Annotated in this window: 10 protein-coding genes; 7 read left to right on the top strand and 3 right to left on the bottom strand. The window is 60.1% G+C overall.

Annotated features, from left to right (window positions below):
- Both JNL55_RS27010 and JNL55_RS27005 read left to right on the top strand, forming a co-directional pair.
- A partial coding sequence (locus tag JNL55_RS27010) for a TonB-dependent receptor (RefSeq protein ID WP_293861880.1) occupies positions 1-1,609 on the top strand: 1,609 nt, incomplete at its 5' end.
- A gap of 21 nt (positions 1,610-1,630) precedes the next feature.
- Positions 1,631-2,386: a GDSL-type esterase/lipase family protein gene (locus tag JNL55_RS27005; protein ID WP_293861877.1), complete on the top strand. Its 756-nt coding sequence runs from the start codon at positions 1,631-1,633 to the stop codon at positions 2,384-2,386.
- A 16-nt stretch (positions 2,387-2,402) separates the two neighbouring features.
- Here JNL55_RS27005 and JNL55_RS27000 read toward each other — a convergent pair whose 3' ends face one another.
- The 3 genes from JNL55_RS27000 to JNL55_RS26990 are packed head-to-tail and all read right to left on the bottom strand — an operon-like array spanning position 2,403 to position 3,957.
- Positions 2,403-3,254, bottom strand: coding sequence for a PA4780 family RIO1-like protein kinase (locus JNL55_RS27000; RefSeq protein WP_293861874.1), 852 nt, complete (start codon positions 3,252-3,254; stop codon positions 2,403-2,405).
- The gene (locus JNL55_RS26995; protein ID WP_293861871.1) at positions 3,251-3,808 is read right to left on the bottom strand and encodes a DUF1415 domain-containing protein; all 558 of its coding nucleotides are present in this window, start codon (positions 3,806-3,808) and stop codon (positions 3,251-3,253) included. The genes JNL55_RS27000 and JNL55_RS26995 overlap by 4 nt, the downstream gene beginning before the upstream one ends.
- 20 nt (positions 3,809-3,828) lie before the next feature.
- Positions 3,829-3,957, bottom strand: coding sequence for a hypothetical protein (locus tag JNL55_RS26990; RefSeq protein WP_293861868.1), 129 nt, complete (start codon positions 3,955-3,957; stop codon positions 3,829-3,831).
- A 201-nt stretch (positions 3,958-4,158) separates the two neighbouring features.
- Between JNL55_RS26990 and JNL55_RS26985 the strand changes: the two genes are divergently transcribed.
- The 5 genes from JNL55_RS26985 to JNL55_RS26965 form a co-directional block, all read left to right on the top strand.
- The gene (locus JNL55_RS26985) at positions 4,159-4,680 is read left to right on the top strand and encodes an RNA polymerase sigma factor (protein WP_293861865.1); all 522 of its coding nucleotides are present in this window, start codon (positions 4,159-4,161) and stop codon (positions 4,678-4,680) included.
- 2 nt (positions 4,681-4,682) lie between these two features.
- Positions 4,683-5,714 (top strand): FecR family protein, encoded by a 1,032-nt coding sequence (locus JNL55_RS26980; protein WP_293861862.1) that lies wholly within the window; start codon positions 4,683-4,685, stop codon positions 5,712-5,714.
- A gap of 130 nt (positions 5,715-5,844) precedes the next feature.
- Positions 5,845-8,412: a TonB-dependent siderophore receptor gene (locus JNL55_RS26975; RefSeq protein ID WP_293861859.1), complete on the top strand. Its 2,568-nt coding sequence runs from the start codon at positions 5,845-5,847 to the stop codon at positions 8,410-8,412.
- 77 nt (positions 8,413-8,489) lie between these two features.
- Entirely contained in the window at positions 8,490-9,674 is a 1,185-nt protein-coding gene (locus JNL55_RS26970; RefSeq protein ID WP_293861856.1) for a hypothetical protein, read from the top strand.
- The coding region (locus JNL55_RS26965) for a serine hydrolase domain-containing protein (protein ID WP_293861853.1) at positions 9,674-11,086 on the top strand (1,413 nt) is incomplete at its 3' end. The genes JNL55_RS26970 and JNL55_RS26965, both read left to right, overlap by 1 nt.

Here is an 11,086-nt window from a genome sequence, read left to right as displayed (position 1 = left end):
AGCCGACGCGTCGTACAGCCACGGCGAAGGGTCGGAGAACCAGGCCGGTCTCTCGACAGGCGCGCCGTTCACCTATGTGATCGTGCCGAGAGCCGGTAACACGGTGAATGTGAGTTACGATTTCGGCGCCAACCGAGATTTCCCCGACTACACGCTGAGTTCAAACTTCAACCGCGACGACCCGTCGCAGTACCGGCTGTTCTCGGTGTTCGATGGCGTGGCACGCTCGGAGAATCGCGGCTATGACGGTCGCTTCGACGTGACCTTCGATGCCGGTTGGGGTGCGCTCACCAGCCTGCAAGCAGGCACGCGCTACGAAGACATCCGCTTGGAATCGGAAGACCCGCAATCCACGCCGGGTGTGGCGAGTTTGTTGGCAGTGGCCGATCGCAATGGCGATGGCATCGTGACGTTGGATGAGTTGCCTGCCGTCAGCTACAACAATCAGCTCAGCGGCAACTTCTATTCCGAAGCCAGCGGCAATTTCCCACGGAGCTTCCTGACCGGCGATGTGCTGTCGGTCGCACAAGCGCGGGCAGATGTCGGGTTGGGTGCGCCGGCGCGAGTTCCTGCTTCCGAGCGCAGCGTGGATCAGCGAACACCGGCTGGCTATGTGCGCGCGAACTTCGAGGGCGATTTGTTCTCCGTGCCTTACGTCGCTAACTTGGGTGTGCGTTTCGTTTCCACGCGACGCACGGCTCGTGGCAACGCTGTGGCCACCAGCGCGTCTGGCACGACCGTCACGCCGACGGAGTTGACCAAGACATTCTCGCACTGGCTGCCGAGCGGCAACATCTCATTCAGCGTGGCTGACGATGTGCTGTTACGTTTCGCGGCGTCCAAAGTCGTCGCTCGACCGGCGCTGCGCGATGTCGCGCCAGGCATCACGGTGTCGCTGACCAACTTTACAGCCTCGGCGGGTTCGCCGGATCTGAAGCCCATCGAGGCGGATCAGTACGACGCTACCATCGAGTGGTACATGGCCGAGGCTAGCTTGTTGTCGCTGGCGTTGTATCGCAAGGACATCAGCACGTTCGTCATCTCGACTACCAGCAGCGAGACCATCGATGGCTATCCGCCGACGGCCGTGAATCCGAGCGGACTGTTCCAGGTGAATCGGCCTCGTAATGGCACGGGCGGCTCAGTGGAAGGGTTCGAGATCGGCTATCAACACGCCTTCAAGTTCCTGCCGGCGCCGTTCGATGGCTTCGGTGTGTTGGCCAACTACACTTATGCCGACAGCGAAACACCCATCCTGAATCCTCTGGGTGGCGGCACGCTGCCGCTGCAGAACCTGTCGCGCGACAGCTATAACGCGGTGGGCTATTACGAGAACGATTTGTTCACCGTGCGTATCGCGTACACCTATCGCAGCAAGTTCCTCGCTTCGGTGGACAGTGCGACTCTGGGTGGGGCGCGGTATGAAGATGAGTACGGCCAGCTCGACGCCACCGCGTCGGTGTCGTTGTCGGAGAAGGTCAAACTCACGTTCGATGCTGTCAACTTGAACAAGGCCATCACGCGCCAATACAACGGAACGTGGTCGCGGTTGACGGCTTCGTCGGTGAACGACACGCGCTACACCTTGGGCTTCACGGCTAATTTTTGAAAAATAAATCCCTGAATAGCCATGACGGCTGAGAAAACCGAGCGAGGCGAGGCATCGCTACTGATCCCGCCTCGCGACGGTGTCGACATCGGTGACTACACGCTGCGAGACTTTGCCGCGAAATGGATGATGCAGCAGTGCGACTTGGCGCAGACCTCCTGGTATCGCGACGCCAATCTCACTTTGCTTGCTGGCGAGGACCAGCGCCGTCGGCTGGTATTTCTAGGCGACTCGATCACCGAGTTCTGGACGGACCTGGCCGAGCTTCAGACTGCGTCGGTCGCCATCATCAACCGAGGCATCCGCGGCCAGAACAGCTCGCAGATGCTGTTACGTTTCGAAGACGATGCCATTGCCTTGAAGCCTGCGTGCATCGTGCTCTTGTGTGGCACCAACGATCTACGCAGCTATGTGGGCAATGCCAGCAGCGTCGCTGGGAGTGCAAGAGAAAGAATAGTTCGTAACGTGACCGCGATGGCTGATATTGCTCAAGCGCGGCGAGTTGTGTTGTGCCTCGGTGCACTTCCACCGGTAAATCTTGCTCATCCAGTGCATCGTGATCCGGCGGCCATCGTCGCGATCAACGTGTGGTTAGCCGAGTTTGCAGCGTCGCGGCAGCTCGGCTTTATCGATTATCACCGAGTGCTGATGAACGAAGCCGGTCATCTCGATGCGATGTTCTCGGAAGACGGCCTGCATCCCAACACTGCCGGCTACAACAGAATGAGGCGCGAACTGCAGCGTTGTGCCGCAGTCGCTCGTCTATTGAAGGAATGAATCGGCAGCGCCGAGTTCAGCCAGCGGCCTCGGCCTCGCGTTCGCGGCGGGCCATTTCCTGGTAACGGGCATCTTCGATCGCCGACACCACCTGATCCAGATCCGCCGGTGTGTCGTCCTTGATGTGGATACCCGTCAACGCGGCCTCGGGCGTGAGTTCGCCTTGCTGGAACAGCGCCCACATTTCGTCGGCAAAGCGGGTCTCCAGCAACTCGGGGGCGAATCGGCCGAGCGTTTCAGTGATGTTTGTTACATCGCGCTCGAGCATGGCGAAGCCGTTGTTGTTGCCAGCCGCGTCGACGGCTTGAGGCAAATCGATGATGACGGGACCTTGCGCGCCCACCAAAACATTGAACTGCGATAGATCGCCGTGAATGAGGCCTGCGCTGAGCATGCGCACGATCTGGGCGATCAGAAATTGGTGATAATTGCGTGCCACTTCGGGTGACAGTTCGACTTCACCCAGGCGCGGTGCGCTGTCGCCGTCCGCGTCGGTCACCATCTCCATGATCAACACGCCGTTGAAGAATCCAAACGGTTGCGGGACGCGCACTCCGGCGGCGGTGAGTCGGTAGAGAGCGTCCACCTCCGCGTTCTTCCAGGCGGTTTCTTGTTCTTTGCGGCCGTAACGAGTGCTCTTCGCCATGGCGCGAGCGTCACGACTGCCGCGCACCTTTCGGCCTTCTTGATATTGAGCGCGTCGTTGAAAGCTGCGCTGAGCCATGTCTTTGTAGACCTTCGCACAGCGGGTCTCAGTGCCGCAGCGAACTACATAGACCGAGGCTTCCTTGCCGCTTTTCAGTTGTCGGGTGACCGCATCGATGATGCCCTCATCGAGCAGTTCCTGGAGGCCAGCGGGAAGTTTCATGAGTCAATCCACAGTCGTTGCCAGCCCTCGTGGCCCAAGCGACGCAGGGTGTCCATATTCTTCGGACCAATCTCATCGATGCCTGGAAAGCTTGCTACCGCGCGCGCGACGCTGGCTTCGCGTAGTAGATGCAGCATCGGGTAGGGCGAACGATTGGTGAAATTGGTGATGTCGTGCTCGTCAGTGCCAGCAAACTGGTATTGGGGGTGGAAGCTGGCGACCTGCAGCTCGCCCTCCAATCCCAGCTCTGCGACCAGGGCGTCGCACTCCTCCAGAAAATCGTTGTAGTCGAGAAACTTGGTGAGTGCCTGAGGATGAATCAGTAGCGTGGTCTCGCACTCGAGCGGGTCGGCGGCCTGCAATGCCTGCAGTTCACGATCCAGGTCGTCGAGCAGCCCGGCGCCGGAGCGCTGCGAACTGACACAAAAGCGGATGCGATGGGTGAGATGCGGGCCGGCCGCGAACGGGCAGAGTTGCTGGCCAATCACCGCTCGTTCCAGCCAAATCCGGGTGGCTGTAATGACCTGCTGGTCGGACGGGGCGGTGTCCGACACGGTCGATCCGCGCATCGGGTTCAGGATTTTGGCGGCAGCGGATCGGCGATCTTGCGTTCCGCCTGCTGGCGCTGCTTCTCTTCGTTGCGCTTTTTCTGCTGTTCTTCGCGACGTTTCTTCTGCTGTTTGTAATTTGGGGTTTTGTTCAAGGGGCTCTTCAGGGTGGGGGAGGGGCCAGCGCGGACGTCCCAACGATAACCGTGGGCGAGGGCAGTGTAATACGCTTTGGGCCGTCTGTCCGGGGCGATTGGGGGGTATTTTCCCGGCAGCGGGCGAAATGACGCCCTCAGCTGCTCAAGACGCGCAGCTTTGGGCAAACCCTCAGTTGGGTTTTATGGCCGCCGGCAGCGTTGGCAAAGCAAAAACGGTATGCCATCTTTGCTGGCGTGATCGATGATTTCCTCAAGTATTTTGCCCATGTGAAGTATCTGTTGCGACGTCGCGGACGCAGTCGCGAGGATGCCGAGGACTTGATTCAAGAAACGTTTTTACGAGTCAAGTCCTATGTGGATCGAGGCGGCGAAGTGCGGGAACCGGAAGCGTTCCTGGTCCGCACTGCCTTGAACCTGTCGCGAGACACGCTGCGCGATGAACATCGACAACTGTATTCCCGCAAGCCGCTGGAGGAATTGCTGGTGCCGGATCTGCGGCCGGGGCCGGAGCAAGTCCTGGAAGGCACGCAGCAGCTGGAGGCGCTCAATCGGGCGCTCAACAAAGCCGGGCCGCGGGCTCGGGAAATCCTGCTGATGCATCGACTCAACGGCATGACATATCCGCAAATCGCCGATCATTTGGATATCTCCGTCAGTGCCGTCGAGAAGCATGTGGCGCGGGCCATGGCCATTCTGGGCGAAGCGTGGCTGGAGCTTTGACCATGGAACGTGCAGCAACCAAGAAGTGCTCCTCAGAACAGATCCGCGAAGCCGCGGTGTGGCTGGCGTTATTGCGTGCGCCGGAGCGCACGACGGAGCTCGAGGCAGGATTTCAGCGCTGGCTATCCGAGAACGCCGCTCACCGGCATGCATTTGAAACGGTGTCGATGGCTTGGGAGGGGTTGGGTGCGCTTGCGCCGAGCGCGCCGCCCAAACTCAGTCGTTGGCAGCGCGCGGGCTATCGACAAGGCTTCTTGTATTCGGCGGCGGCTGTGGCGGCGCTGGTGCTGGTGGCTGTGCTCGGTGTGTTCTTGTATCTGCAGCAGATGGGTGTTTCCACTGGCGTCGGTGAGCAGCGTTTGTTGGTTCTTGAAGACGGCTCGCGCGTTTATCTGAATACGGATACGCGCGTGGTCGTCGACTATGACAGGGAACGGCGCTTGGTGACGTTGAAACGCGGAGAAGCGCTGTTCGAGGTCGCCAAGCATGGGCCGCAATGGCCGTTCAGAGTGCGTGCCGACGATCGGACCATTACCGCGCTGGGCACGTCCTTCTTGGTAAGACACGAGACGCGGCAATTGGCGGTGACGTTGATCGAGGGCAGCATCACCGTCGCTCGCACCGACGCTGCGAATGTCACCTCAACCAAAGCGAGTGAGAGCAGCGATGCCGGCGCAGGTCCTGTGACCATGGCAGCCGGAGAGCGGCTCATCGCCGAGTCGAACGGCATTGCGGTGATCGACCATCCTCCGGTGGAAAAGATCACCGCGTGGCGCAACGGTCGAGTGAATCTGGATCAAGTGACCTTGGCGGCGGCCGCCACCGAGATGAATCGTTATAGCCAGACGCGGCTGGTGGTGCAGAGTCCGCGGGCTGCGGCCATCGAGATCACAGGAATCTTCCGTGCCGGCGATACTTTGAATTTCGCCAACGCGGTTGCCAACACGTACGGACTGCAAGTCGCAGTGGACGGCGACGTCATCACGCTACTCGGAGTGCCGGGCAGTGACGACGATGCCAATGCGCGGCAATAAGCGACACTTTCTTCCCCCAAACAAAACGCAACTGAGGGTTGCTCGAATGCTCCGCGTCTTACGGAGTTGTCGAGCAACTCTTAATCTTTTGTTCCGTGCGATGGAGCGCGCGGTCTGGGGAATGAAAACTATGATTTGCAGCTCCGTTGATTCGCTGGCGCGCGTGGCTGTGGCCGCGACGCTTTCCATGGCCATGTTGAATGCCAATGCGCAGACGACCGTGCCGTTCGATCTGCCGGCACAGTCGCTGGTGGAATCGCTGCGTGCCGTGGGCGACCTGACCGATACCAATATTCTGATCGATAGATCGCTGGTGGGAGAGTTACAGGCGCCGGCGCTCAGTGCACAGCTCACTGCGAACGATGCCATCACTGCGCTGTTAGCGGGTTCGGGGCTACAACATCGATTCATCGATGACCACACAGTGGTGCTCTCGCGCATCGATACAACGGCTGTTCCTGGCGGACAGCCCATGGGCGCTGCTGAAACGCACGCCGGTCTGTGGCGGACGTTGTCGCTGTCGACATTGATGCTGGCCTTTCTGAATCCGCAGAATGCATACACGGCGGAAGTCGATGACGAGCTCGCGCAGAACACCATCGTCGTGACTGGCACCACCATCGAAGACCCGATTCTCAGCTCACGCACCGGCGATACGGTGCGCGAAAGACCGCAATCGGTCACCGTCATTTCTCGCGAGTTGCTGGATCAGCAGAATTTGAACAGCGTGGCCGCGGCGTTGGATCAGACCACTGGCATCACAGTGTCGACCGTGTCGTTCTCCACGACCCAGTTCTATTCGCGCGGCTTGGAAATCAACACCGTGCAGCTCGACGGCAGCGCGCCGTTCGTCTTCAACGACTTCGGCTACAACCAATTGCCCGATCTGGCCATCTACGAGCAGGTTGAGGTGATGCGAGGTGCAGACGCGCTGTTCTCCGGCAACGGTGAAGCGGGTGGCACGATCCAGTTGGTGCGCAAGCGCCCGACGGAAACGGCACAGATTCAGTTCGCCGCTTCGGCCGGCAGCTGGAGCAACTACCGCGGCGAGCTCGATGCAGCCGGCCCGCTCGGCTTCGATGGCCGCGTGCGGGGCCGAATGGTTTATGTCACCGAGGACAGCGACTCGTACCTCAAGAACGGCCAGAGCAACCGCGATCTGGTGTTCGGCATCATCGAAGCCGATGTAGCTGAACAGACTAAGGTGACGTTCGGCGGCACTCACGATTCGCGCGATACGCCCTATGGCGGCTTGGGTCTGCCACGTTACAGCGATGGCGGCGATCTGCGGTTGCCGCGATCGACCAGCCTGGTGCCCGACTGGGCGCGCTTCAAAGCACGCACCAACGATTTGTTCGCGCGAGTGGATCAGCAGTTCGGTTCGGACTGGAATCTGCGGGTGAATGCCACACGCACCAAGCAGCAGATGACCAACATGCGTGAGTTCGTCTACTCGCCGGTGGATCGTGAGACAGGATTGATCGGTGCCATGTACGGCACTGAAGAACACATCACGCCGGTGCAGACACTGTTCGACGTGACTATCAAAGGACAGTTCGAACTGTTCGGCCGCAAGCACAAGGTCGCGCTCGGTACCGACTGGCAGGACATCGAAAGCGACGGGCCGGTGTGGGTGTACCCGACGGTGAATAGCATCGATCCATTCAACTTCGATCCCGGCTCGATCGGGCAGCCGGCGCTGTCGGCCATTCCGAGTCGCAATTCAACTTCGTCGCAACGTCAGACCGGCATCTATGGCAGCGTCAATCTGGCGATCACCGACGCTCTGCGCGTGGTCGGCGGCGCTCGCTACAGCAATTACGAATACAAGTGGGGACTGGACTTCCTCGACACAACGGGTGGCGTGACGAGTTCGCTGCGCACTGAGTTCGAAGATCGCGGCGTGCTGACGCCGTACGCAGGCTTCACCTACACCATCAACAGAGATTGGTCTGCTTACGGCAGCTTCGCCGAGTCGTATCGGTCGCAGGCTACGTATTTGCAGGGACCGGCCGACGCGCCGTCGCCGCTCGATCCGGTGGTCGGTGAGTCGCTCGAGCTAGGTATCAAAGGCGGCTTGGGCGACGGCCGTGCCGCGACTCAGATTGCCGTCTATCGCATCCAGCGCAAGAACGACGCGGTGCTGGACTTCTATGAAGGTGACGGTCTCAACGGCAGCTCGTGCTGCTATCTGGGCAACGGTGTGGTGGAGAGCCGCGGCTTGGATGTCGAAGTGAACGGTCAGCTGACGCGGCAATGGAATTTGTTCGCCGGCTATACCTACAACGAGAACGAGTACAAATCCGGCTACACCAGCGGCCAAGGCACCACTTACATGCCGAAGACGCCGAAACATCTGTTGAAGGTGTGGACCAACTACGAACTGCCGGGATCGCTGTCGCAGTGGCAGGTAGGCGCCGGCGTGAATGTGCAGAGTAGTAACTATGTGAGCGGCTCGGCGAGTGTGTTGGATCCGGATACGGGCGGATTCGTCAGCATTCCGTATCGCTTCGCTCAAGGTGGCTACGCTGTGGCGAATGCTCGTGTCCAGTACGAGATCAACGACCATTGGACGGCGTCGCTGAACGTCACCAACCTGTTCGACAAAACCTACTACCAGACCGTTGGCACGTCGTTGTACGCAAATTGGTACGGACAGCCGCGCGCGTTCATGGCCGTGGTGCGGGCGAAGTGGTAGCAGTAACAGGCGGCTGCATTCGACGCCTGGATAACGCAGCTCACACTTGGGTTCGTTCGCTGCTGGCATCGGTGACGATGCTCGCAGCCCTGCAGTTCTGCCCGGCGCTAGCCGCCGGGCAGGACAACGGCGAACCGGTGAAGTTTTTCGCCACGCGCTACACCACCAGCACCGACCAGCTTCGGCAGCGTTTCGCTCGCGAGAGCGGCGCGACGCTGCAGTCGCCGGTGGACTACGTCATTCGCAAGTTCCAGGATCACGACATCGTGTTGCTGGGGGAGGCGCATGGCTGGGCCCACAACACCGATTTCCTGCAAGCGCTGCTGCCTCGGTTGCACGCTGCTGGCATCGGCTTTGCGTTCGAACCCATCAATGCGCGCAATCAAGCCGAACTCGACAAGTTGTTGACGGCCAGTCGCTTCGATGAGGAATCGGCCAACTTCCTGTTGCTGGACACCGGCTTCAACTATGTGGGCTATCGCGACGTATTGCATGCGGCTTGGAAGTTGAATCAAAGCCTGCTGCCCAAAGCGCCGCGCTTCCGGATCACCGCCATCGATGAGTCGGACATGGCGACCGTCAAGGATTGGTCGCAGCTTCGGCCTGGCGAGAAGGCCAGGGATCCGCAGGTGCGTGAGCGCATGATCGCAGCGCTACGTCAGGGGGACAGTCGCGATCAGCTGTGGATGCAAATCATCGATCGGGATTTCATTCGCAAGGGCGTCAAGGCCGTGGTCTATGCCGGCGCCATGCATACCTCGACCAGCTTTCTGATCGAACGCGGTTGGGATGGCGTCCAAGGGCATCATCGTACAGTCGGCAACATGCTGTACGACTACATCGGTTCGCGGGCATTCACCGTTCTGTTGCATGAGGGCTCGCGCTACCGGACTCAGATGGTGGAGGATCTGCTGGGTGATTCTCGTAGCAAGCAATTCGGCATCGATCTGAAGAGCAGTCTGCTCGGCGCCGTGCCGAGTTTGACGGACGGCTACGTGCCGATGCAGAGACGTGGTGGGCCCGAGGGCTACACGCTCAGCGACTTGGCTGATGGATATATCTACCTCACGCCGCGCCGTCAGTGGTTGGTCAGTCCGCCCATCAAAGGCATCTACGACGGTCCGCGTAACCTGCGCTTGGTGCAGGAACGAATGCGGTTGTCGGCCGGCGACCGTAACTTGAAAGTCAATGTCGCGGAGCTGGAAGCTGCCGACGTTCGCAATGCTCAGCATTACCAGTACCTGACTAACGGTGATTGGTAGTGACTCGCTGGATGGCCGGAGTGGCGCTGCTGGTTGTTAGCAGCGCCGCCGCGATTGCGGCTGATCGTTTCGATGGCGCGCGAACTCAGATTCGAGAGCGGATGCTCGAATTGTCCGTTCCGTCGGTCGCCGTGGCCGTGGCGAAGGATGGCCGGATTCTTTGGGAGGAAGGTTTCGGTTGGGCGGACCGTGAGCGACGGTTGCCGGCGAACGCGCAGACTCTGTACTCGGTGGCGTCAATCTCCAAGCCGTTGACTGCCACGGGACTGATGACGCTGGTGAAAGCCGGCAAAGTCGATCTCGATCGGCCGGCTAACGACTATCTGTCCGGCGCCCGGATCGTGGCGCGCGTTGGTGATGCAAGCGGCGCGACGCTGCGGCGGATTGCCAATCACACGTCCGGACTGCCAACGTACCATCGATTTTTCTATCGCGACGAAGCCATTGTTCCGCCGTCGATGGACGAGGTCATTCTTCGCTATGGCAATTTATTGCGCGTGCCGGGCGAGCGCGTGGTGTATTCCAACCTCGGCTTCGGTTTGCTCGGTCACATCATCGAACAGGTCAGCGGCGAGAGCTACGCGGAGTACATGCGCCGCGAAGTGTTTCTACCGCTAGCGATGACGCGATCTTCCGTTGGCGTCGGGTCGGAGCAGCAGAACGTTGCTGTTCGCTATGGCGACGATCGGTTGCCGTTGCCGGCCTACAGTTCGGATACGGAGGCCGCCGGTGCGATCTACTCCAGCGTTCACGACCTCGTGCGCTTCGGCATGTTTCAGCTCAAGGCGCATCACGCGGATCAAAAGGCCATTCTGAGCGATGCGGCCATCGATGAAATGCAGCGTCGCAGTTCGGTGCTCGCCATTCCCGGTGTGCCTGAGTTCGGTTTCGGCGTGAGCTTCCTGGTGCAGGACAAGTTTGGCTATCGAGTTGTCGGGCACGCGGGCAGCATGAGCGGCGTTTCTGCGCAGTTGTATTTGGTGCCGGAAGAAGGCGTCGTCATCGTCGCGGTCAGCAACCTTTCCTGGCCCGCTGCATTCGACGTGCCCGATATCGTTGCTGGCTCGGTGCTACCTCGCTGGAAGCGTAATCCGCCGGCGATGGCTCCGGTGCCGACGCCGCCTGTTTCAACTGCGTTCATCGGTCAATGGCACGGCAACGTCAGTACCTATCAAGGCGAGATGCCCTTGGTGTTGACGTTCGCTGCCGACGGCACCGTGCTGGCGAAACTCGGCGATCAATTGACGGCGCTGGTGAACGACTCGAAGTTCTCCGAACGAGGTTTCTCGGGACGTTTTGCTGCTCGCATGGGTACGTCCGATACCGCGGGCTACAACCATGTCATCGGTATCGATCTGGATTTGCGCGGCGAGACTCTCACCGGTATGGCCCACACCCAGTACTGGAATACG

It is taken from the genome of Steroidobacter sp. (assembly GCF_016790065.1).
Taxonomy (GTDB): domain Bacteria; phylum Pseudomonadota; class Gammaproteobacteria; order Steroidobacterales; family Steroidobacteraceae; genus Steroidobacter.
The sequence above is the reverse complement of the archived record's forward strand: the minus strand, read 5'-3'. Positions and strand labels throughout refer to the sequence as shown.